Raw genomic sequence first — 21,839 nt, 5'->3', positions numbered from 1 at the left:
CGGTAACGGAAGCGCCGTGGAAAACAGAGTGACACACCGTGACGCCAGGAGGATCCTGAAGGGCTGACCAGCGACGAAATCGAAAGGAACGAATGCAGGCGGGAATCACGGTATCGGCGGCAGAGCTGCCCGAAGTACTGCTGCACGTCGCAGTGGTGCGGCCGGTCTTCCTCTGGGGCGCGCCGGGGATCGGCAAGAGCAGTCTGGTGCGGGAGTTCGCCGAATCGCTCGGTCTGGAGTGCGTGACGCTGCTGGGCACGCAGCTCGCGCCGGAGGACCTCATCGGCGTACCGCAGATCGTCGACGGCCGCAGCCGCTTCGCACCGCCCGTCGCGATCGCGCGGGACGAGCCGTACTGCCTGTTCCTCGATGAGCTGAACGCATCGTCCGCCGAGGTCCAGAAGGCCTTCTACTCGCTCATCCTCGACCGCCGGATCGGTGAGTACGAGCTGCCCGAGGGCTCCGTCGTGATCGGCGCCGGCAACCGCGCCACCGACAATGCGCTGGCCCGTCCGATGGCGAGCGCACTGGTCAACCGGCTCGTCCACGTCCACCTGCGTGCCTCCGCGAGCGACTGGCTGCAGTGGGCCGGTACGGCGAGCATCCACCCGTGGATCCTCGAGTACCTGCGCAACCGCCCCGACCACCTGTGGACCGCACCGCCGAAGACCGAGGAGCCGTTCTCCACCCCGCGCTCCTGGCACATGCTCTCGGACGCCCTGCAGTCGTACGGCGATGACGTGGCCGACGAGACCCTCCGGGTGCTTGCCTTCGGCACCTTGTCCGCCGCGCACGCCTCCACGTTCCGCGCGTACGTGAAGACGGTCCGCCACGCGTTCGGGCTGGACGCCGTGCTCAAGGGTGAGACCGGTTGGCCGGCCGCTCCGGAGGACCGCGACCTGCTCTACTTCCTCGCCGAGACCTTCCGCGCCCGGCTGATCAAGGAACTGGCCGCCGACAAGACCTCCGCCAACCCGGCGGCCCGTCAGCTCGCACACCGCGGCAAGGCGCTGCTGGTGGAGCTGGCGGAGATCTCGCTCGAGATCGCGCAGCTGGTGATCGCGTCCGACGACGACGGCCGTCCGGTGCTGCCGACCTGGTTCCTCGTCGAGGTCAGCCGCGACCTGCCGCGGCTGGTTGCCGCACGTGCCTAAACAGCGCAAGAAGCAGCGCGATCAGGCGTGGGAGGCGATCCAGGCCGGGTGGACGACCATCGTGCAGCATCCGTTGTTCGCGCCGATCGCCGACTACATGCGCAGCCCGATCCGGGACGACGCCTGTCCGGCCGACGCCTGGGCGATCATCGACTCGAACGGCCAGATCCAGACGCACCGGACCCGCCGCGCCACGCCGGACGAGTGGACGTGGGTCTTCGCGCACCTGCTCATCCACCTCGGTCTCGGCCACGCGGACCGCGACCGACCGGAACCGGACCACGCCGCCCAGGCCGCGTGCGACGTAGCGGTCAATCGCTACCTCCAGTCCCTCAAACTCGGTTCGCCGATCGTCGAGCTGCCGGCCTCCTTCCCCGCAATGGAGGAGGACGCGCTGGCACGCCTCTGGCGGCGCGAAGGCGTACCAGCGGAGTACGACGGACTCGGAGCGGCCGGCCACACATCGGACGTGGAGACGGCCCGCTGGAACGGCTGGGGCAAGCCGCCCGAGTGGGGCGAGCTGTTCGCTGCCGGCTTGTCCGCCGCAACGGCAGCAGCCGTCGAGATCGCCGGCGGTGCACGCTCTTCGCTGGGTGCGGGCCGTGGCGGGCGGGACAAATGGGACCTCGCGCTCGGCTGGTTCGTCTCGTCGTACCCGCTGCTCGGTGCGATCGCGTCGAGCATGACGATCGTCGCCGAGGCGGAGCTCGCCCGCGGCTGGGACATCCACACCGCTGCGGTGAATGCGGCGGTCGGCGAGATCTACGTCAATCCGCTCATCAGCATGACGCTGAGCGAGTGGCGCTTCGTGATGGCTCACGAGATGCTGCACGCTGCCCTGCGACACGGTGAGCGCGTCGGCGGCCGCGACCCATACCTGTGGAACGTGGCGGCCGACCTCGTGATCAACGGCTGGCTCCTGGAGATGGGCGTCGGCAGCATGCCGGACGGCGCTCTGGACGACCCGGTACTCAAGGGCATGTCCGCCGAAGAGGTCTACGACCGCATCACCACCGACCTGCGTCGCTACCGGAAGCTCGCGACCCTGCGTGGCGTCGGACTGGGCGACGTGCTCGGTCACCCTCTGCCGCACGCGGGTGAGGCCGCACGCGGCGCCGGTCTGGACGACATCTACCGGCGGGCGCTCACCACAGGTCTGGCGTACCACGACTCCGCCCGGGGCACGCTGCCTGCCGGACTGGTCGAGGAGATCCGCGCGCTGGACCACCCGCCGCTCGCGTGGGACGCACAGCTGGCCCGCTGGTTCGAGGAACACGTGCCGGCCGTCGAGAAGACCCGCACGTACGCCCGCGCATCCCGCCGCCAATCCGGTACGCCGGACATACCGCGCCCGGGCTGGATCCGCCCGGTCGAGCTCGACCGGCTCCCGACGTACGGCGTGGTGCTGGACACGTCCGGCTCGATGGACCGCGAGCTGCTGGGCAAGGCGCTGGGCGCGATCGCGTCGTACTCGCGCGCTCGCGACGTACCGGCCGCACGGGTCGTGTACTGCGACGCGGCGGCGTACGACGCCGGGTATGTGCCCGTGGACGACATCGCCGGCCGGGTGCAGGTCCGTGGTCGTGGCGGGACGGTGCTGCAGCCCGGTGTCGATCTCCTGGAGCGGGCGAAGGACTTCCCCGCGGAGGGCCCGATCCTGCTCATCACGGACGGGCAGTGCGACGTCGTCCGGGTACGGCGCGAGCACGCCTGGCTGATCCCCCGCGGCGCCTCACTCCCCTTCACTGCAAAGGGTCCCGTGTTTCGCGTGGAGTGAACAAGCTCTGCTGGCGGCGAACAGCCGTAGCCGCGTGACTCTCCTGAGTGACAGGTTCACAGGTATGGCATGGGTCGTTAACGGCGAGTTCAGGAAGCTATGGATCGGACAGCTGGTGTCTGCATCCGGCAGTGCGGTCACCACTGTCGCGCTGCCGCTGGTGGCCGTGCTGACTCTGCAGGCATCAGCTGTGCAGATGGGTGCGCTGTCCGCGGTGTCGATTGCGCCCCACCTGCTGTTCGGACTGCTGGCGGGTGTCTGGGTGGACAGGTGGTCGCGACGGCGCGTGCTGATCTGGACCGACGTCGGACGGCTCCTGCTACTCGGCTCGGTGCCGGTTGCGGCAGCCCTCCAGTCGCTGCGGATCGAGCAGCTGTACGTCGTCGCCGTACTGACCGGAGTGCTCACGCTGCTGTCCGACACCGCGTCCCAGACGATGATCCCGTTGCTGGTTCCACGTGAGGACCTGATCCGCGCAAACAGTGCGGCCCTGCTGAGCCTGAACCTTGCCTCGACCGTCGGCCCGTCTGCCGCCGGTCTCCTGGTCCAGGTCCTCACAGCCCCATTCGCGATCGTCATCGACGCCGCGTCGTACATCGTGTCCACCATCGCGGCGTACCTGATCCGCGAGCCGGACCGCCCGCCCGCGCGACCCCGCTCCGAGGTGCAGCTGTCGGCAGGTCTGCGCGTGCTCTTCGGTCACCGGATGCTCAGGCCGCTTGTCATCTCCGCGGGCATTGCGGCCCTGGCCGGATCTCTGCAGGGACCACTGATCGTCCTGTTCCTCATCCGTGAGCTGCACCGCTCGCCCGCGTTCGTAGGCCTCACGCTGACCGCCTTCGGCGCCGCTGCGGTAGTGGGGACGCTGGTAGCCGGTCCGTGGTGCCGGCGGGTCGGCATCGGCCGCTCGTACCTGTCCGGATGCGTCCTTGCCTCGCTCAACGGCGCCTTGCTCTTCACCGGCCGCACGCCGCTCATCCTCCTCGGCCAGGTACTCGCGGGCCTCGGGATGTCGCTGTTCGGCGTACCGCAGCGCACGCTGCGCCAGGCGCTGGCTCCTGCCCACCTCCTCGGCCAGGTCACGGCCTCCTGGCGCACCCTGGTCATCGGCGGCCAGGCCGCGGGCGCGGCCGCCTCAGGGGTCCTGGCCACGGCTCTCCACATCCGCCCCACCCTCCTGATCGCCACCGCGGGCATGCTCGCGGGAACCCTGGTCGCCGTCTTCTCGCCGCTGCGCGGACTGCGCGAGCTGCCCGAAGAGGAAACGGCTGGGCGATCGATGGCCTAGCACTAATTACGAATCGCGATAGGTCCGGACAGGCCTCCCGCGTGGGCCCGGGACGGGTTATTGCGTCCGGTGGTTATTCATCGACAGGGAATGGAATTCGCGGGACAAGCGCTTACCTACTAAGCGATACTGGAAAGTGCGCCGTTTTCCGGTCGCCCAAGCCCCTTGTGAACCGAAGTAGATGGGAAGTGCGCCCGTCCAGATGCCGTCAGAGCACGCTGTCACAGCGCCGTCGATCGCTGCCCCTACCACCCGTGCCCCCGAACGCAGCCGCAACCTGTGGCGACTGCGTCCTTACCTGAAGCCACACCGCTGGCGCCTCGCGGTGATGTTCTCCACCGCCATGCTCGGCGTCGGAGTGAGCCTTACCGTTCCGCTGGTGACCCGAGCCATCATCGATGGTCCGGTAACCCGCCGCGAGCTGAGCGCGCTGGTCCCGCTCGCACTGCTGGCCCTCGGGCTCAGCATCTCCGAAGTCATCTTGGTGTGGATGCGCCGCTGGGCGCAATCCCGAGCGGTCAGTGATTTGGAGGCAACTCTCCGGCACGACCTGTACGTCCGGCTCCAGTCGCTGCCGATGGAGTTCCACACCCGCTGGCAGAGCGGGCAGCTGCTCTCCCGCGTCACCACCGACCTGTCCACGATCCGCCGGTTCATGGGCTTCGGTCTGCTGTTCCTGGTGATGAACATCCTGCAACTGATCGTCGTCACCATCCTGCTGCTGCAGCTGTACTGGCCGCTCGGTCTCGTGGTCCTGGTGGCCGCCGTGCCGATCGTGATGGTGTCGCTCAAGTTCGAGAAGAAGTACCTGCGGATCTCGCGCAAGGTGCAGGACCAGCAGGGCGACCTGGCCACCCGGATCGAGGAGTCGGCGCTCGGCTTCCGGGTGATCAAGGCGTTCGGCCGCCGGCCGCACGTCCAGGGCCAGTTCGACGACGAGGCGACCACGCTGTACGACACCGAGGTCGAGAAGGTCCGGCTCGCATCCCGGTTCTGGAGCTTCCTCGGCGTCATCCCGAACCTGACCCTGGTGATCGTGCTGCTGCTCGGCGCGCTCGCCGTCGGCCGGGAGGCGATCACCCTCGGCACCCTGGTCGCGTTCATCACGCTGATGCTGTCCCTGGTCTGGCCGGTCACCTCGCTCGGCGCGATCCTGGCGATGGCGCAGGAGTCGATGACCGCGGCGGACCGGATCAGCGAGATCCTCGACACCTACTCGGTGATCAAGTCCGGTCCGGAGGAGCTCGTCAACTCGCGGGGGCACCTGCGCTTCGAGCACGTCGGGTTCCGGTTCTCCGACGACTCCACCGAGGTCCTGCACGACATCAACCTCGACCTGACCCCTGGTACGACGCTCGCACTGGTCGGCGCCACCGGGTCCGGCAAGACCACTCTGACCGCACTGATCCCCCGGCTGTACGACGTGACCGCCGGACGGATCACCATCGACGGGCACGACATCCGGGACCTGTCCCTGGTGTCGCTGCGGACCGCGGTCGCGTCCGCGTTCGACGACCCGACACTGTTCTCGATGAGCGTCCGGGAGAACCTGACGCTCGGCAGGCCGGACGCGAGCGAGGCCGACGTACAGCAGGCGTTGGAGGTGGCGCAGGCGCAGTTCGCCAACGAGCTGCCGTGGGGTCTGGAGACCCGCGTCGGTGAGCAGGGCATGTCGTTGTCGGGTGGACAGCGGCAGCGGCTCGCACTGGCCCGTGCAGTGCTCGCCAAGCCGGCCGTACTGGTGCTGGACGACACGCTGTCGGCGCTCGACGTACACACCGAGGCTCTGGTGGAGGAGGCGCTGCAGAACGTGCTCGCCGACACCACCGGCATCGTGGTCGCGCACCGCGCGTCGACCGTGATGCTGGCCGACAAGGTTGCCCTGCTCCAGGGCGGCACGATCACCCACGTCGGAACCCATCACGAACTGCTCGCGACAGTGCCGGCGTACCGGCACCTGCTCGCGGCCGAAGAAGAGGAGGTGCACGCATGACGACGACCCAGCAAACACCTCCTCGGGCTTCGGAACCGGAGAAGGAACGGGACGAGAAGGCCCCGGAGGAGCAGAGCTGGCGGGGCCTGTTCGAGGAGGACCCGGACCGGGAGATCTCCCGGGCGACGACCATCCGGCTGAAGGAGGACTCCCGCAAGCTGCTCGGGGAGCTGCTCCGGCCGTACCAGAAGCTGATCTGGCTGCTGGTGGTCATCGTGGTAGTCGAGAACGCCGCCCGGCTCGCGGTGCCATACCTGGTCCACCTGGGTATCGACAACGGCATCCCGCCGATCCTGGCCGGCGAGGGTTCGCGGCAGCTGATCACGATCGTGATCGCGGTGCTCTTCTCGGCGCTGCTGCAGGCGTGGGCGCGGCAGATCTTCCTGCTGCGGTCCGGGCGGCTGGGTCAGACCATCCTGCTCGGCCTGCGCAAGCGGGTGTTCGACCACTTCCAGCGGCTCAGCCCGGCGTTCCACGACCGGTTCACCTCCGGTCGGGTGATCTCCCGGCTGACGTCCGACGTGCAGGTCATCGACGAGATGCTGGCGAGCGGGTTCGACAGCCTGGTCACCGCAGTACTGACCCTGGTCGGTACGTCGATCATCCTGATCACGCTGGACGTCAAGCTCGGGCTGCTCGCCCTGGTGTCGATCCCGGCACTGCTGGTCCTCACGGCGTGGTTCCGGAAGCGGTCGGCGGTCGTGTACCGGCAGACGCGTGAGGCCGTCGTACTGGTCATCGTGCACTTCGTCGAGTCGATGACCGGGATCCGCGCGGTCCAGGCGTTCCGCCGGGAGCCGCGCAACGAGGAGATCTTCCACGGGGTCAACGACCGCTACCGGAAGGCGAACCTCGAGTCGTTCCGGCTGAACGCGGTGTTCATGCCGGCGATCAAGGGCGTCGGCAACATCACGATCGTCGCGATCCTGGCGTTCGGCGGTTACCAGGCGTACCACGGGCACGTGACGGTAGGCGTACTGACGGCGTTCCTGCTCTACCTGCGGCAGTTCTTCGAGCCGCTGCAGGACATCACGCAGTTCTACAACACGTTCCTGTCCGCGTCGGCGGCGCTGGAGAAGCTGTCCGGTGTGCTGAACGAGACCCCGGACGTTCCGGAGCCGATCGAGCCGGCCAAGCCGGGCAAGGAGCGCGGTCACCTGGAACTGCGGAACGTGCGGTTCGAGTACGTCGACGGCGTACCCGTACTGCCCGGTCTGCAGCTGGACGTGCCGGCGGGTCAGACGCTGGCCCTGGTCGGTACGACGGGCGCCGGCAAGACCACGATCGCCAAACTGGTCGCGCGGTTCTACGACCCGACCGGCGGGCACCTGCTGCTCGACGGTGTGGACCTGCGCGACCTGGCCGAGGACGACCTGCGCGAGCGGGTCGTCATGGTGACCCAGGAGAACTTCCTGTTCACCGGCTCGGTGGCCGACAACATCCGCTTCGGCAAGCCCGACGCGACGATGGAGGAGGTTGTCGAGGCGGCGAAGGTGATCGGCGCGCACGACTTCATCTCGGCGTTGCCCAACGGCTACGACACCCCGGTGGAGAAGCGCGGTTCCCGGTTGTCCGCGGGTCAGCGTCAGCTGGTCGCGTTCGCCCGGGCGTTCCTGGCCAACCCCGCCGTACTGATCCTGGACGAGGCGACGTCCAGCCTGGACATCCCCAGCGAACGCCTCATCCAGCGGGCTCTGAAGACGATCCTGGCCGACCGTACGGCGATCGTGATCGCCCACCGGCTGTCCACCGTCGAGACCGCGGACCGGGTGCTCGTGCTGGAGCACGGGCGGATCATCGAGGACGGCGCACCTGACGACCTCGCCACCCGGGACGGTCACTACGCCGGGCTGCACCAGGCCTGGGAAGAGTCCCTGGCCTGACTGTCTGTGATCGCGGGCGCGTGGGTTCATCAACCCACGCGCCCGCTGCGTTTCTCAGATTCACCCCAGCGGGGTGACGTTGCCGTGCCTTCCAGCCGACACCATGTGATGACCGGCAGTGAAGATCGGCAAGGAGTGCACCATGACCGCCTTTACGGTGTGGAAGTTCGACAGCCCCGACGGAGCCGAGCACGCCGCTACAGTGCTCAAGGGCTGCGAGAGAGACGGGCTGGTGAAGATCGTCGACCATGCGGTCGTCTCGTGGCCCGAAGGCGCCTCGCATCCGACCACCAAGCAGGCACACGAAGAGACCTGGCGCGGAACCGGGTGGGGCGCCTTGTGGGGCGTTCTCCTCGGCGCCCTCTTCTTCGTGCCGGTGATCGGCGGCGTGGCCGGCGCCGCGATCGGCGCGATCGCCAAGACGACCGAGAATGCCGGCATCACCAAGGAGCAGCTGCACAAGATCCGCACCGAGGTGACACCAGGAAGCTCGGCACTGTTCGTGGTCACCGAGCAAGGCGATCTCGACCGCGTCGGCGAGCGCTTCCACGGCATGCACAGCAAGCTCATCGACACCAACCTCACCGAGGCCGAGCGCGACGAGCTGTACGAGACCTTCGGCGGCAAGTAACAGGAGTAATACCTATTAGCGTCTAGCGCCTGCGCGAACCGAGCTAGTACGGTCCTGCCACCCGTCGTGAGGAGAGTGGCATGCCGATCAGTCGTCGTACGTTGAATCTCGGGATCGCAGCCGGAGCGGCCGCGGCCGCATTGCCGACGTCCGCCAATGCCGTCGTACCGCAGGGTGGCGGTGGTCATGGCGGTGGTCATGGCCACCAGCCGGCCGCGCCGGTCTTCGGAGAGACAACGCTGTGGGACAACACCGTCGACCCGTTGGCCAGCTACTTCGTCTACGGGCTGATCGCGACACGCAACGACACCCTCATCGCGTGCTGCGAAGGCAGGCACGAGGTGTGTGACGCCGGACCGCACGATCTGCTCATCCGACGCAGTACGGACGGCGGACAGACGTGGCTGCCGACGCAGACCGTCGAGGCGTCGGTGAACGGTGAGAGCTGGGCCAACCCGACGTTCGTTGCCGACGGCCACACCGGTGAGGTCTTCCTGTTCTACAACCTCTGCGCGCGGCTGCCGGAGAACACCAGCTGTTCGTCCGACACGGGCATCGTGCACTACCGCTCCAGCACCGACAACGGCGCTACGTGGGGCGAGCGGCACAGTCTGGACGGTCTGTTCGACAGCTTCCCGTTCAACTGGGAGATGCATGGGCCCGGCCCCGGGCACGGCATCCAGCTGAAGTCCGGCCGGTTGCTGCTCACCGTGTCGCACCGGACGATCATCACCGGCGTACCGACGGCAGACCGCAACTACGGCGCCTCTACCGTCTACAGCGACGACCACGGTCGCACCTGGAAGGCCGGTGGCGAAGTACCGCTCGGGACTGGGCTGCCGACGGTTGGCGAGGCCAGAGTGCTTCAGCGCGCGGACGGCTCCATCGTGATGAACAGTCGGCCGGGCTCCGGCAACGACTGGCCGCGGGACTTCGCCATCAGCACCGACGAGGGTCTGAGCTGGTCGCGCGCGGTGATGGACTTCAGTGTGGGCCTGTTCAACGGCTGCGACATGGGCTTCCACCGGTACACGGACGACGCCAATCGGGTGCTGCTCAGTCGTCCTGACTCACCGATGCGCTGGAACATGACGGTTGCGGTCAGCTACGACGAGGGCAAGTCGTTCCGCTACAGCCGATCGATCAGCCCGATCCGCGGGTACTACTCCGACCTCGCCCGCCTGTCCGACGGCACCATCGTCCTGCTGTACGGGTGCGATGGCGACATCGACAGCAGTCCGCGCCGTGTGGCAGTCGCCCGCTTCAACCTGGAGTGGCTGACCCAAGGACGCGACAGCCTGGCCACCGGGCCTGGTCTGTCCACGTCGTCGTACCCGATGAACTACCCGCGGCTCCCAGCGGGCGCAGTCGGCGCGTACGTCGACCAGGCGATCCACGTAGACCGCGACGACACGTACGAGCTGTGGCTGCGCTACTACCGCTCTGCTGACGGCGGACTGGTCACGGTGACTGTCGACGGGGACGCGCCGCGGGTCAGTGCACTCGACCTGACATCGTTCCGCGGCGAGGGCTACGACATGGTGCTGCTCGACCGGCGCCAGCTCACCGCGGGCCGGCACTCCATCCGCTTCACCCTGGCGGGCGCAGGCCGAGGCGGCGGTACGGCGGTCGCGCTCGAGCAGCTGACCCTGGTCAAGGCACCGGCGACCCCGGACGTCCGCGAGGAGATCACCGTCGACAACGGCGGCCTCGGCTTCGAGACGGTCGGGACGTGGGCCAGCGGGCGCAGCATCCTCGGGTACTACGGGTTCAACTACCTCACCCACGCGAAGGGCACCGGTGCCAACCTGGCACGTTTCCGCCCGGCCATCCCCGGCACAGGTCAGTACGAGCTCCTCACGTCGTACACCGCCGATCCGAACCGTGCTTCGAACGCGCCGTACGTCGTTCATCACGCGGGCGGTACTACGACGGTGACTGTCGACCAGCGCGTCCGCGGCGTACCGGATCCGCGGACCGGTGAGTGGGTGTCGCTCGGCACGTTCACGTTCAATGCGGGTCTGGACAGCTACGTCGAGCTGAGCGACAACGCCGACGGCTACGTGATCGCCGACGCCGTCCGGTGGCGCCGCGTGCCGTAGAACTGTCCGGAGCCGCCGGTACGTTGGCCGCATGTTGACGACGCTGGCGGTGGAGAACTACCGGTCCCTGCGGCGGATCGTCATGCCGCTGGGCGGATTGAACGTGGTGACCGGAGCGAACGGGTCGGGCAAGTCGAGCCTGTACCGGGCGCTCCGGTTGCTCGCCGATGCCTCGCGCAACGGCGCCGTCGCAGCCCTGGCACGCGAAGGCGGCCTGCAGTCGACACTGTGGGCCGGGCCGGAGCATGTCCGCAAAGACCGGCCGGTCCAGGGCACGGTCCGGACCGGTCCGGTGACGTTGCGGATGGGGTTTGCGGGCGACGACTACGGCTATCTGATGGACCTCGGGCTGCCTGTTCCCAACGGTTCGCAGTTCGATCTGGATCCCGAGATCAAGCGGGAAGCGTTGTGGGCCGGGCCGTTCCTCCGACCAGCTACGCTGCTGGTCGATCGGAGCAATCGCGAGGCGCGGATCCGCTCCTCCGGTGGCGAGTGGGAACGCGCGGGTCATCAGCTGCAGACGTTCGACAGCATGCTGAGCGAGTTCGCGGATCCAGAGCGCGCGCCGGAGCTCATGCTGGTGCGGGATCGACTGCGGGGTTGGCGGTTCTACGACCACTTCCGCACCGACTCCGACGCACCTGCTCGGCGAGTGCAGATCGGGACGCGGACCGCCGTACTGTCCCAGGACGGCGGGGACGTTGCGGCCGCCCTCCAGACGATCCGCGAGCTAGGCCCGAACGGCGCACTCGACGAGGCCATCGAGCTGGCCTTCCCCGGCAGCCGGGTCGACGTCGTGAACACCGCCGGCCGGTTCGAGGTCGCGTTCCGCCAGCACGGTCTGCTCCGGCCGCTGTCCGGTGCCGAGCTGTCCGACGGCACGCTCCGATATCTCCTGTGGGTCGCTGCGCTACTGACCCCGAGACCGCCAGAACTCCTGGTCCTCAACGAGCCCGAGACCAGCCTGCACCCAGACCTACTGCCGGCCCTCGCCAACCTCGTGGTCACCGCGGCCAAGGAGGCGCAGGTCATCGTGGTCACCCATTCGCGCCCGTTCATCGCCTCACTGCAGACCCTGTCCCCCGACCTGCACACGATCGAGCTGGTCAAGGACCGCGGCGCCACCACCATCGATGGCCAAGGCCCGCTCGACGAACCACCCTGGAAGTGGCCGTCGCGCTGAGCTCAGTGCTTGACCGACTCGAAGCGGACCAGGACCACGGAGCCGGCCGCGGAGAGGGCGAAGCCGATGATCGCCGCCGGCCACCAACCTGCGCGTACGGCGTCGTTGAGGACGAAGACACCGACCGCGGCCGGGGTGATGGTCTGCAGGGCGATCATCGGCGTCGTTGCCAACGTCACCGAACCACGCTGCAGCGCCAACGAGTACAGGATGAAAGCGAGCGCTCCACTGATCGGGAGCGTGTAGAGCGTCGGGCTGTGGAACAGCTCGGAGATGGAACCGTCCTGCAGCAGACGGGCCGAGATGGCAACTCCGGCGTACCCGAGACCGGCCAGCATTCCGAGCAGGGCGGTCGAGACACCGTGCTGCGATCGGCTGGCGATGGCGCCGAGTGCGGCGATCGTGACGAGGCCGACGATGATGCCGATGGTGAGGCCGTGATGCTGCACGTTCGCGCCGGCGTCCCCAGCTGACACCGCGAGCAGACCGAGACCCACGACGACGCCCGCCACCGCTGACCATTCGAGGGCGCTGAGCTGGTCCGACATCAGCCGGGTCGCGAGCAGTGCGGTGACGACGAGGCTGACCGCGATACCGGCCTGCGCCAGGTACAACGGCAGCAGACGCAGAGCGACGAAGTGCAGGCCGAAGCCGGCCAGGTTGAGCGCGAGCGCGCCGAGGAACGCGGGCTGCTTGAGCAAGGCGACGACGAACGCGCCGAACCGCCGCGGATTCAGCTCCGACTCGGTCGGCACCTTGCGCGAACCGACTGCCTGAAGGATCGCACCGACGCCGAACAGCACCGCGGCCCCCAGAGCCGCGCCAAGACCGAGGACCATCTACGCGACAGCCTTACGGCGCCACGTCAGATACAGGCTCAGGACGCCGTAATACACCAGGTACGACAGCGAGACCCCGACCACGATCGGGTTCGGGTTCGGCATCTGCGCCAGGAGTACGGCGTACGCCGCGAGCCAGATCGCGGTCGTCAACAGGTTCAGCGTGCGGAAGGCCTTCGTCCGCGACGGGTACACGTACTTCACCGGGATGAAGACGAGGATCGAGCAGACGACCAGGATGATGCCGGTGGTGACCGGGCTGAGGCTGAGCACCACGACGTAGAACGCGACCACGTTCCAGTAGCTGGGGAAGCCGAGGAAGAAGTGGTCCTCGGTCTTCGCGTCGACCCGGCAGAACTGGTAGCTGGAGGCAAGTAACGGCAGCGCGCCGAGGACCGCGCCCCAGGTGCCGGACGGCAGGTAGCCGCCGGTCCACAGCAGGATGATCGGGGCGAACGCGTAGGTCAGGTAGTCGACGATGTTGTCGAGCATCGCGCCGTCGAACCACGGGAGGGTCTCCTTCACACGCAGCCGGCGCGCGAGCATCCCGTCGGTGCCGTCGATCACCAGGGTCGCCAGTCCGAGCCAGAGGGCGCGGACCGCGTCGCCGTCGATGGCGGCGATCACGATCAGCAACGCGAGCACCGTTCCGCTCGCGGTATAGGCATGCAGTGCAAGTCCGGCCAGACGCAACCGCGTCGACCCGACGAACGGTTCCTGCACCGCGTCGTGTGTGGTCAGGACGACTCCCAGAACTCAAGCGACGCAGCGCGCCGGGCCGGGTCGAAGTGAACCCGGCCTTCGCCAGCGTCTCACAAGCCTGGTCCCGCCCCAGTCACCGACCGTCATCCGGAGCGAGATCTTTGCAAGGACTTAGTTCACCGGGTCCAGGACGAACAGCGGGATCTTCCGGGAGGTCTTGGTCTGGTACTCGGCGTACGGCGGGTAGGCCTCGACGGCGCGCGGCCACCACTCGTCGTACTCGGCGCCCTCGATCTCGCGGGCGACGTACTCGTTGGTGGTCTCACCGTCCTGCAGGGTGAGCTTCGGGTCTGCCTTCAGGTTGTAGTACCAGACGGGGTTCTTCGGCGCGCCGCCGAGCGAGGCGACGGCGGCATACACACCGTCGTGCTCCACCCGCATCAGCGGGACCTTCCGGATCTTGCCGGACTTGGCGCCGCGCATCGTCAGCAGCACCACGCGCATCCCCTTGATGTCGACCGCCGCGGTGGTGCCGGCCTCGGTGACCTTCTCCACCTGGTCGCGGACCCATCCGGTGGGGCTGGGCGCGTAGTCGTCGTTGTTCGATGTCATGTCACCAATCGTAAGGTGACACATCACCATTACCAACTGCCGCGTGTCGCCCAACTGGTCAGCAGGCCGAGAGAGTTCTCCCAGGCCTGCGAGGACTGGTCGGCGTGCTCGGTCTGCTGTTCCGGCGTGAGGTCGAGGCGGTCGAAGCCGGACTCGACGACGAGCAGGCGGGTGCCTTCACCTTCCGGGGTGAGGGTGAATTCGACCAGGTTCGCGTTGCCCGGCGCGGGATCGACGTCCGGCGCGACGGCGTACCGGTAGGCGAAGCGGCGACCAGGTTCGACCTTCTCGACGAAGCCGCGGAACTGCCCGTGTTCGTCCCAGCGCAGGACCAGCCGCCCGCCCGGCCGCAGGTCGATCTCCGCGCCGCCGAACGCGTACCACCGGGCGAGACCGGCAGGCTGCGTGACCGCGGCCCAGACCTCCTCCGGGCGAGCCTCGACGTACACCTCACGCTCCACGCTGTCCATGGCGTCCATCCTGTCAAACGGCGCAGGACTGGAGCTGGGTCGCGGTGGCGATCGTGGCCTCGATCCAGCGGCGACGCAGGAAGTGCGCCTTGGCCAGCCGGTGTACGCCGTCGAGGACGACGAGCCGGCCGCGGTACGCGACCAGGTTGATCGGGAAGTCGAGGTCCGCGTCCATCACCCGCTGGTAGTGGGCACGGAAGTTCATCGGGGTCTCCGCGACCTGGTTCGGCGTGACCCGGAACCTTTCGCCGTCGAGCTGCCACAGCGGCAGGTCGAACATCCAGACCAGGTCGGCGACCTCGACCGGCTCGACCTTCAGCTCGAGCTCCCACAGCTTCGCCAACTGCCAGCGGTACGGCGGGAACACCTCCCGCAACGCCTCCGGCATCATCGCGACCAGCTCTTCGAACGAGACGTCGGGCGCGACCCGGTCCGCCCCCGCACCGAAGGTGTCGCCCAGCCCATCGATCGTCACGACCGAGCAGGCTACGCCATCGGCAGGGCGATCACGACCACGTTGCTGAGGTACACCTCGCCGTTCCAGTCCTCACACGTGACGAGCACCAGTCGTCCGCGAACACTCTGGTCGAAGACCTGCGCGGCCCGCTTCGCCAGTGTCGCCTTGCGGTACGTCGTCACCGTCGCCACCCGGTACTGCAACTGACCGTGCGCCGTCGTCACGCGGACAACCGACCCAGGGACCAGCTTGCCGAGGTTGTCGAAGGCCCCACCGCCGGTGTGCACAGTGTGGCCGGTGATCACCGCGGAACCTCGTTTGGCACCGGGCTGCGCACCTGCCGACCACCAGCCGACCATCGACGGGTCGGACGGCGGGGTCAGCGCCGCATGGACCGCTTTGATCGCCACGACCGGCGCGCTGACATCCAGTTGCGGGATGCTGATGCCGGTCGGCCGCCCAGCGCGCACCGTCGACGTACGACTCGTCGACGGACTTGTCTGCGCAGACTCCGGAGCCCCCCGGCCTACTACACCGACCGGACTGGTCGAGGCGGCCGGTGCCGGTGTCACCGAGCTGCTCGGTGACGTCGAGGCGCCGGCGTGGTCGTTGCCGAACTGCAGGTAGGCGCCGACTGCGAGCACACCGATACCGACGAGCGCGACCGCCCCACTCCACCGAAGTGGAGCAGGGCGGCCGCGTCGTTGAGCAGAGGTCACATCGGCCTCACGTCAGACGCTGTGCTTTCCGCGGCGCCGGAGTGCGACAACTCCGCCGCCGGCCAGCATCAGGCCACCGGCCACGAGCAGCAGTCCGCCCGCCAGACCGAACGGGCTGTTGCCGCCAGCAACCGAGTTGGCAGCGGTGCCGTTGGCTCCGCCGAAGCCGGCGTCGACCTCGGTCGGCACACCGGGCGCCGGCGTCTGCGACTCACCCGGCACATCGGGGACGGGCGTGGTCGCGGTCGTGGTGGCGGTCGGCGGAGTGTCCGACGGCGTACCGGTCGTGGTGGCCGGCGGCGCCGTGGTCGTGGCCGGAGTACTCGGCGGCGCTGTCGTGGGAACCGTCGTCGGCGGCTTCGTGGTCGCCGGCGGAGTCGTCGGCGCGGTGGTCGTCGGCGGCGAGGTCGTTGGCGGCTTCGTCGGCGTCTTGGTCGGGCAAGGCGTCTTCGTCGGCGGGGTGGTGGTGGGCGGGGCGTCGCAGCCGCTCACCCAGAACACCTTGTGCTTCTTGTCGGCGCCGATCGAGCCGGGCGCGTCCACCGTCAGCTTCACGTGGTAGCCCTGCTGCGGCTGCGGCTGACCGGTGAACTTCAGCGTGTAGGTCTCGCGCGCATCCAGGTCGGTGCCGCCACCGGCCGCATCCTCGCCGATGAACGGACTCAGGTTGCCGGACACGACCTGCAGGCCGCCGTCCTTGGTCGGCGCCTGGTCCTCGAAGGTCACCTTCGCGAAGTAGTCCGGGTTCTTGTCGTAGTTGTAGAACTCGACCACGAACGTGCAGCCCTGGTGCGGGTTGTTGTCCGGCGGTCCGCTTTGGATGTCGGCGCCTTCGATCTTGACTGTGCCGTTGTTGCCCGGCGGGTTGCCTTTGTTGCCTCCGGCCACGACCGCCTGGTCGGCGTTGGCGGAGGGCGCGACGAGCAGGGTCGTTGCGCCGAGCAGCAGTGTGAGTGCTCCGGCCGCGGCGACAACGCCGCCGGCGCGGGAGCGAATGCCCTTGGGGGTCATGTCCGTCCTCGAACGAGGTGCAGGGAATTTGGTCCAGGAGAAGTATTTCGGTTCCGTTACAGCAGTCAAGACGGTTCGGTAACGATTGGCTCGTCGATGTTTGGGGTTATCCACAGGCCTGTGGGCGCCGCGCACCTGCGCCAAAGGTCAGCACAGGTGCGCGGGTGGTGGTTGCCTCTGTCAAGTTCACCCAGGAGGCGTCAACGGATGTGCTTGCCGCGGCGGCGCAGGGATGCGGTCGCGCCACCGGCGAGGAGCATGCCGCCCAGCGTCATCAGGAGGCCGCCGGTCTGGCCGCTTCCCTGATCGCCGGTCGACGAGACCGGCCGGGTCGGCGGGCCCGCCAGTCCTGCGTGCACAGCCGTCGGTAGGCCGGAAGTCGCCGGGCTGCTCGGGTGCCGCGTCGGCACCGGCGTGGTCGGCGGCGTACTCGACGGTTTCCTGGTGGGCGGCGGAGTCGTCACCGGAGGCGTCGTCGGAGGCGTCGTGGGCAGCGTGGTCGGTGGTGTCGTGGGAGGCGTCGTCGGCGGAGTTGTAGGCGGCGTGGTCGGAGGCGTCGTTGGTGGCGTGGTGGGTGGCGTTGTAGGCGGCGTGGTCGGAGGCGTCGTGGGAGGCGTGGTGGGTGGCGTTGTAGGCGGCGTGGTCGGAGGCGTCGTGGGAGGCGTGGTCGGAGGCGTCGTCGGTGGAGTTGTAGGCGGCGTGGTCGGAGGCGTCGTAGGCGGCGTGGTCGGTGGCGTCGTGGGAGGCGTCGTAGGCGGAGTCGTCGGAGGCGTCGTTGGTGGCGTGGTGGGAGGCGTCGTGGGAGGTGTGGTCGGCGGGGTCGTGGGCGGCGTCGTGGGCGGGGTTGTCGGCGGGGTGGTGGGGGGTGGGGCGTCGCAGCCCTCTACCCAGAAGACCTTGTGTTTGGTGTCGGCGCCGGTCGAGCCGGGGGCGTGGACGGTGATCTTGACGTGGTAACCCTGCTGCGGCTGCGGCTGGCCGGTGAACTTCAGCGTGTACGTCACGCGGGCGTCCAGATCGTTGCCACCCCCGGCCGGGTCGCCGCCGATGAACGGGGTGAGATCGCCGGAGACGACCTGCAACCCGCCGTCTGCCGTCGGCGGCTGATCCTCGAAGATCACCTGGGCGTTGTACGGCCCCTGGTCGTAGTCGTAGAACTCGACGGTGAACGTGCACCCCTGGTGCGGATTGTTGTCCGGCGGCCCGCCGCCGATGTCCACGCCGTCGATCTTGATCGTCCCGTTGTTCCCGGGCGGTGCCGCGATCGCCGCTCCCGCCGGAACCCCGGCAGATCCGCCGTCACTCGCCGGCCGAACGAACATCGCCGCGGCCCCGATCAGGACTGTGAGCGCTCCAGCAGCCGCTACCGCCCCGGCAACCTGCACGCGAAAACCCTTGATGACCATGCCCGTCCCCTGTCTAGCGCTGTGGTCATAGCCCGGGCGGACATTTCATCTGCAGTATGACCCTTTGGTTGCCCAAGTCAACAACCAGTGATTGACAACGAGAGACTTAGTTGCCTCAGGCATGCGCCTTGCGGTGGATGATCACGATCGCCGAGTCGTCGCCCGGTCCGCCGGCGGTTGCGACCAGGTCGGCGGCACCGCCCAGGAATCCCTGCGCCACCAGCCGTTCCGCGTGCCCGGTCAGCCGGTCCGTACCGCGGCCGATGTCCCGCCGCGGAGTCTCGACCATGCCGTCGCTGTACAGGAACAAGGCGTCCCCGGGCCGCAGCTGCCCGTGGTTCGCGTTGAAGTCCGGGGCCTCCATCAGCCCGAGCAACGGCCCGTCCGCGTCCCGCGTCTGCCAGCGCCCCGACCACGCGTCGAACTGGATCGCCGGCGGATGCCCGGCTGTGCGTACGTCGAAGTCCCCGGTGCTCAGGTTGAGTACGACGTGGACCACGGTCGCGAAGTCGTCGTCCCAGTCCTGCCGACGGATGTACTGGTTCGCCGACGGCAGGAACTCCGCCTCGGGTACGACGCCCAGCAGGCCGCCGAACGCACCGGACAACAGCAGCGCCCGCGTGCCGGCATCGATTCCCTTGCCCGAGACATCGACCAGCGCCACCTCGAGGAACTCGTCGTGCATCGTCGACACCACGAAGTCACCGGAGAACGTCGAACCGGCGGCGGACTGGATCGCCACCTCGACCTGCCAGCCCGACGGCAACGTCGGCATCTCCCCCTGCGCCGTCAGCGTGTCCCGCAGCTCCATCAGCATCGACTCGCTCCGGGTGCCGGCCACACCGAGCCGGCTGCGCACCTTGGCGCTGGTGATCATGATCCAGCCGACGATCACCAGCACCAGCACGAAGCCGATCCGCGGCATCGTCATCCCGCGGGACAGTACGACGTACGAACCGAACCCCGCCGTGATCCCGGTCAGCGCCACCAGTTCGCCGAAGCGCAGCAGAACGCCGCCGACGACGAGCGGGATGATCAGGAACGACGCCGGGACGAAGGTCATCCAGGCGAAGCTCGCGATCGCGATCACCAGCTGCATCAGCGCCAGGGCAACGAACGCCAGCCGGTGGGACCGGCGGGCACGACGGCCCAGCGCTTCGACCCGGCGGCCGATGCGTCGTACCAGCGCGAGACCGCCGTTCTTCCTCATGGTGTGAAGAAGATAACGGCACCACCCGGTCCGCGCATCAATTCGCAACACAACCGATGGGTTTCAGCTCTTGCGAGTGAGTCCGGTCCGTTGACATTTGGGACACCAGAAAAGGTTGCGGCCGGCCAGGATCTTGGTCCGGATCACCGACTGACAGACGAAGCAGTGCTGCCCCTGCCGCCGGTAGACGTAGACCTCGCCACCATGATCATCCTTGCGTGGGTCACGCCCCATCGCCTCCGGTGTGTGGTCGTCGGCAACGGTGTCGATCCGGCCGGTTTCGACGCCGTACTTCATCAGCTCGAGCAGGTCGTCCCACATGCCCTGCCACTCACGTTTCTTGACCACGTTGCCCGGCGTCATCGGGTTCAGCTTGGCCCGGAAGAGGACCTCGGCGCGGTACACGTTGCCGACACCGCTCAACACGTCCTGGTTCATCAGCAGCTGCCCGATCGGCAGCTTGCTGCGGTGGATCCGCTTCCAGGCGAGGTCCGAGTCCGCGTCGTCGCGCAGCGGGTCGGGTCCGAGCCGGCCGAGCAGCTTGTCGCGTTCCTCGTCGGTGATGACCTCGCACACGGTCGCGCCGCGCAGATCGGCGTACGACGTGGCGTTCTGCAGCCGGAGCCGTACCTGACCGACCGGCTCGGGCACGGGGGCCGGGCGGATGTCCATCTTGCCGATCAGGCCGAGGTGGATGTGCAACCAGCCGGCGCCCTCGAAATCGGCGAGAAAGTGCTTGCCGTGGGCCTCGGTCTGCCGCAGGACATGTCCGTTGAGCAGTGCGGCGCCGTCGACGAACCGGCCCTGCGGGCTGGACGCCTGGACCAGGCGGCCGCCGAAGGCGTCCCAGACGTCGTTCGCCAGGCGGTGCAGGGTGTGACCTTCAGGCATGATTCCTCATATGGGGACGACAGGTGGTTCTGGTGCAGCCAGGGGCGGACGCGCGGCGCCGCCCACTCCGGCGGTGGTCGGCACCGGCCGGTCGATGCGGGCCCGGGACGTCTCCCGGCCGCGTCGAGAGGTAGAACGCCGGCCGGCGCCGCAAAAGTCCGAGGACAATCACGACGCTCAGGACGGTCAGGGCAGGGGCGGGAGCTCACCGGTCGACTCGTAGTCCGACAGCATGTCGATCCGGCGGGTGTGCCGCGCCTCGCCGGAGTAGTCGGTTGCCAGGAACGTGTCGATGAACCCGGTCGCCTCCTCCTCCGAGTGCATCCGGCCGCCGACGCTGATCACGTTGGCGTTGTTGTGCTCGCGGCCGAGACGTGCGGTCTCGGTGCTCCAGGCCAGCACGGCCCGGACCCCCTTCACCTTGTTCGCGGCGATCTGCTCACCGTTGCCGGAGCCACCGATCACGACGCCCAGGCTGCCCGGGTCGTCGACGACGGCCTGTGCGGTCCGCAGACAGAACGGCGGGTAGTCGTCCACGGCGTCGTACACCGCAGGACCGTGGTCCACGACGTCGTGCCCGGCAGCAGTCAGGTGCTCTACCAGGTGGTTCTTCAGCTCGAAGCCGGCATGGTCGCAGCCGATGTGCACTCGCATGGCGAGCAATCTACTGTCAGCCCGCCTGTGCGCGGACGCCACCCGGCACTGTCAGCCCCGCGGTCAACTGCGTGACCGCGGCATAGGCCTGCTCGTACTCCGTTCCGCTCGGATGCAGCGTGAAGACCGCGACGACGGTCCGATCGTCCACGCCGACCGTTCCGGTGGTGTGCAGTGCGTCACTGACCAGATCGAGCGTGGACTCCGGCTTCGCCCGGTCCGACTGGTAGCCGCTCGACCCCTGGAACCCGGACCAGCCCTGCTTGATGCTGAAGTCCGGGTCGAACACGGAGGCGATCCCGAAGTACTGGTCGAAGCCGTCGGTGCCGTAGCGGGTCGGCCGGTGCAGCAGGTCCATCACGTAGGTCCGGACCGGCTGCGGAGCGCGGTCCAGGATGTATCGATAGATCCGCACCGTGTCGGCGGCGGTGATGGCGACGTACCCCCAGAAGCCCGGGTGGGTGGCGGGCGGTCCGGCCGTACGGGTCAGGCCGAGCCGCTCCACCATCCGCTCCACGATCGCTGCGCCGCCGAGCTCGTCCCAGTAGTAGCTGGCCGCGTCGTCGTCGCTGCTGCGGAGCATGACCTCCAGCCGCTCCCGGTCCGCCGCGGGGACGTCGTACTGCGGTCCGCGCTCCCACAGGAAGTCCAGCACGATCAGCAGCTTCACCACGGACGCCGACCGGAACTGGTGGTCGGCATTCAACTGCTGGACGAACTGTCCGGTGTGACGGTCGAACACGGCGATCCCGGCGGTCACATCTGGAGGTACGGCGGTCATCTGGAACCTACTCACCACTTGACGGACTTCTTGGTGAGCAACTTTCACCGGCCGAGCCGTTCGATAGCAAGCCCTG

At 68.2% G+C, this 21,839-nt stretch carries 20 protein-coding genes; 8 read left to right on the top strand and 12 right to left on the bottom strand.

Going from position 1 to position 21,839, the window contains the following annotated elements; genetic code table 11:
• Window positions 1-92: 92 nt before the first annotated feature.
• The 8 genes from ACQPYH_RS12580 (at window position 93) to ACQPYH_RS12545 (ending at window position 12,011) form a co-directional block, all read left to right on the top strand.
• Window positions 93-1,154 carry an AAA family ATPase gene (locus ACQPYH_RS12580; RefSeq protein ID WP_432890335.1) on the top strand — a complete coding sequence of 354 codons (1,062 nt, stop codon included), beginning with the start codon at window positions 93-95 and terminating at the stop codon, window positions 1,152-1,154.
• Window positions 1,147-2,931 carry a vWA domain-containing protein gene (locus tag ACQPYH_RS12575; protein ID WP_432890333.1) on the top strand — a complete coding sequence of 595 codons (1,785 nt, stop codon included), beginning with the start codon at window positions 1,147-1,149 and terminating at the stop codon, window positions 2,929-2,931. The genes ACQPYH_RS12580 and ACQPYH_RS12575 overlap by 8 nt, the downstream gene beginning before the upstream one ends.
• Window positions 2,932-2,995: 64 nt before the next feature.
• Window positions 2,996-4,219 (top strand): MFS transporter, encoded by a 1,224-nt coding sequence (locus ACQPYH_RS12570; RefSeq protein ID WP_432890330.1) that lies wholly within the window; start codon window positions 2,996-2,998, stop codon window positions 4,217-4,219.
• A gap of 379 nt (window positions 4,220-4,598) precedes the next feature.
• The gene (locus tag ACQPYH_RS12565; RefSeq protein WP_432890327.1) at window positions 4,599-6,212 is read left to right on the top strand and encodes an ABC transporter ATP-binding protein; all 1,614 of its coding nucleotides are present in this window, start codon (window positions 4,599-4,601) and stop codon (window positions 6,210-6,212) included.
• Window positions 6,209-8,095: an ABC transporter ATP-binding protein gene (locus tag ACQPYH_RS12560; protein WP_432890324.1), complete on the top strand. Its 1,887-nt coding sequence runs from the start codon at window positions 6,209-6,211 to the stop codon at window positions 8,093-8,095. The genes ACQPYH_RS12565 and ACQPYH_RS12560 overlap by 4 nt, the downstream gene beginning before the upstream one ends.
• A gap of 142 nt (window positions 8,096-8,237) precedes the next feature.
• The gene (locus ACQPYH_RS12555; RefSeq protein ID WP_432890321.1) at window positions 8,238-8,726 is read left to right on the top strand and encodes a DUF1269 domain-containing protein; all 489 of its coding nucleotides are present in this window, start codon (window positions 8,238-8,240) and stop codon (window positions 8,724-8,726) included.
• Window positions 8,727-8,806: 80 nt separating this feature from the next.
• Window positions 8,807-10,828: an exo-alpha-sialidase gene (locus ACQPYH_RS12550; protein WP_432890318.1), complete on the top strand. Its 2,022-nt coding sequence runs from the start codon at window positions 8,807-8,809 to the stop codon at window positions 10,826-10,828.
• A 31-nt stretch (window positions 10,829-10,859) separates the two neighbouring features.
• Window positions 10,860-12,011, top strand: coding sequence for an AAA family ATPase (locus tag ACQPYH_RS12545; protein WP_432890315.1), 1,152 nt, complete (start codon window positions 10,860-10,862; stop codon window positions 12,009-12,011).
• Between the two features lie 2 nt (window positions 12,012-12,013).
• Here the strand turns inward: ACQPYH_RS12545 and ACQPYH_RS12540 are convergent, their stop codons facing one another.
• From ACQPYH_RS12540 to ACQPYH_RS12485, 12 genes are all read right to left on the bottom strand, one after another.
• Window positions 12,014-12,850: a hypothetical protein gene (locus ACQPYH_RS12540; RefSeq protein WP_432890313.1), complete on the bottom strand. Its 837-nt coding sequence runs from the start codon at window positions 12,848-12,850 to the stop codon at window positions 12,014-12,016.
• A complete protein-coding gene (locus ACQPYH_RS12535; RefSeq protein WP_432890310.1) occupies window positions 12,851-13,573 on the bottom strand; it encodes a CDP-alcohol phosphatidyltransferase family protein in 723 nt (240 codons plus the stop codon).
• A 150-nt stretch (window positions 13,574-13,723) separates the two neighbouring features.
• A complete protein-coding gene (locus ACQPYH_RS12530) occupies window positions 13,724-14,164 on the bottom strand; it encodes a nitroreductase family deazaflavin-dependent oxidoreductase (RefSeq protein WP_432890308.1) in 441 nt (146 codons plus the stop codon).
• 29 nt (window positions 14,165-14,193) lie between these two features.
• A complete protein-coding gene (locus tag ACQPYH_RS12525; protein ID WP_432890306.1) occupies window positions 14,194-14,634 on the bottom strand; it encodes an SRPBCC domain-containing protein in 441 nt (146 codons plus the stop codon).
• Window positions 14,635-14,647: 13 nt separating this feature from the next.
• Window positions 14,648-15,109: a hypothetical protein gene (locus tag ACQPYH_RS12520; protein WP_432890303.1), complete on the bottom strand. Its 462-nt coding sequence runs from the start codon at window positions 15,107-15,109 to the stop codon at window positions 14,648-14,650.
• 11 nt (window positions 15,110-15,120) lie between these two features.
• The gene (locus tag ACQPYH_RS12515; RefSeq protein WP_432890301.1) at window positions 15,121-15,735 is read right to left on the bottom strand and encodes a class F sortase; all 615 of its coding nucleotides are present in this window, start codon (window positions 15,733-15,735) and stop codon (window positions 15,121-15,123) included.
• Window positions 15,736-15,822: 87 nt separating this feature from the next.
• Complete coding sequence (locus ACQPYH_RS12510) at window positions 15,823-16,821, bottom strand: hypothetical protein (RefSeq protein ID WP_432890300.1); 999 nt, start codon at window positions 16,819-16,821, stop codon at window positions 15,823-15,825.
• A 200-nt stretch (window positions 16,822-17,021) separates the two neighbouring features.
• A complete protein-coding gene (locus ACQPYH_RS12505) occupies window positions 17,022-18,227 on the bottom strand; it encodes a hypothetical protein (protein ID WP_432890298.1) in 1,206 nt (401 codons plus the stop codon).
• A 115-nt stretch (window positions 18,228-18,342) separates the two neighbouring features.
• The gene (locus tag ACQPYH_RS12500) at window positions 18,343-19,437 is read right to left on the bottom strand and encodes a PP2C family protein-serine/threonine phosphatase (protein WP_432890296.1); all 1,095 of its coding nucleotides are present in this window, start codon (window positions 19,435-19,437) and stop codon (window positions 18,343-18,345) included.
• A gap of 63 nt (window positions 19,438-19,500) precedes the next feature.
• Complete coding sequence (locus ACQPYH_RS12495; RefSeq protein ID WP_432890294.1) at window positions 19,501-20,328, bottom strand: Fpg/Nei family DNA glycosylase; 828 nt, start codon at window positions 20,326-20,328, stop codon at window positions 19,501-19,503.
• 186 nt (window positions 20,329-20,514) lie between these two features.
• Window positions 20,515-20,982 (bottom strand): ribose-5-phosphate isomerase, encoded by a 468-nt coding sequence (locus tag ACQPYH_RS12490; protein WP_432890292.1) that lies wholly within the window; start codon window positions 20,980-20,982, stop codon window positions 20,515-20,517.
• 16 nt (window positions 20,983-20,998) lie between these two features.
• On the bottom strand, window positions 20,999-21,778 hold the full coding sequence (locus ACQPYH_RS12485; protein WP_432890290.1) for a hypothetical protein: 780 nt from the start codon (window positions 21,776-21,778) through the stop codon (window positions 20,999-21,001).
• Between the last annotated feature and the right edge of the window lie 61 nt (window positions 21,779-21,839).

Source organism: Kribbella sp. CA-245084, assembly GCF_050942355.1.
Classification (GTDB): domain Bacteria; phylum Actinomycetota; class Actinomycetes; order Propionibacteriales; family Kribbellaceae; genus Kribbella.
Note: the sequence above shows the minus strand (reverse complement) of the source record. Positions and strands in the feature narration are given on the sequence as shown.

Coding starts and splice junctions, on each gene's coding strand:
- ACQPYH_RS12580 (WP_432890335.1), top strand. CDS start 93: ATGCAGGCGGGAATCACGGTATCGGCGGCAGAGCTGCCCGAAGTACTG.
- ACQPYH_RS12570 (WP_432890330.1), top strand. CDS start 2,996: ATGGCATGGGTCGTTAACGGCGAGTTCAGGAAGCTATGGATCGGACAG.
- ACQPYH_RS12560 (WP_432890324.1), top strand. CDS start 6,209: ATGACGACGACCCAGCAAACACCTCCTCGGGCTTCGGAACCGGAGAAG.
- ACQPYH_RS12555 (WP_432890321.1), top strand. CDS start 8,238: ATGACCGCCTTTACGGTGTGGAAGTTCGACAGCCCCGACGGAGCCGAG.
- ACQPYH_RS12550 (WP_432890318.1), top strand. CDS start 8,807: ATGCCGATCAGTCGTCGTACGTTGAATCTCGGGATCGCAGCCGGAGCG.
- ACQPYH_RS12545 (WP_432890315.1), top strand. CDS start 10,860: ATGTTGACGACGCTGGCGGTGGAGAACTACCGGTCCCTGCGGCGGATC.
- ACQPYH_RS12540 (WP_432890313.1), bottom strand. CDS start 12,850: ATGGTCCTCGGTCTTGGCGCGGCTCTGGGGGCCGCGGTGCTGTTCGGC.
- ACQPYH_RS12530 (WP_432890308.1), bottom strand. CDS start 14,164: ATGACATCGAACAACGACGACTACGCGCCCAGCCCCACCGGATGGGTC.
- ACQPYH_RS12525 (WP_432890306.1), bottom strand. CDS start 14,634: ATGGACAGCGTGGAGCGTGAGGTGTACGTCGAGGCTCGCCCGGAGGAG.
- ACQPYH_RS12510 (WP_432890300.1), bottom strand. CDS start 16,821: ATGACCCCCAAGGGCATTCGCTCCCGCGCCGGCGGCGTTGTCGCCGCG.
- ACQPYH_RS12505 (WP_432890298.1), bottom strand. CDS start 18,227: ATGGTCATCAAGGGTTTTCGCGTGCAGGTTGCCGGGGCGGTAGCGGCT.
- ACQPYH_RS12500 (WP_432890296.1), bottom strand. CDS start 19,437: ATGAGGAAGAACGGCGGTCTCGCGCTGGTACGACGCATCGGCCGCCGG.
- ACQPYH_RS12495 (WP_432890294.1), bottom strand. CDS start 20,328: ATGCCTGAAGGTCACACCCTGCACCGCCTGGCGAACGACGTCTGGGAC.
- ACQPYH_RS12490 (WP_432890292.1), bottom strand. CDS start 20,982: ATGCGAGTGCACATCGGCTGCGACCATGCCGGCTTCGAGCTGAAGAAC.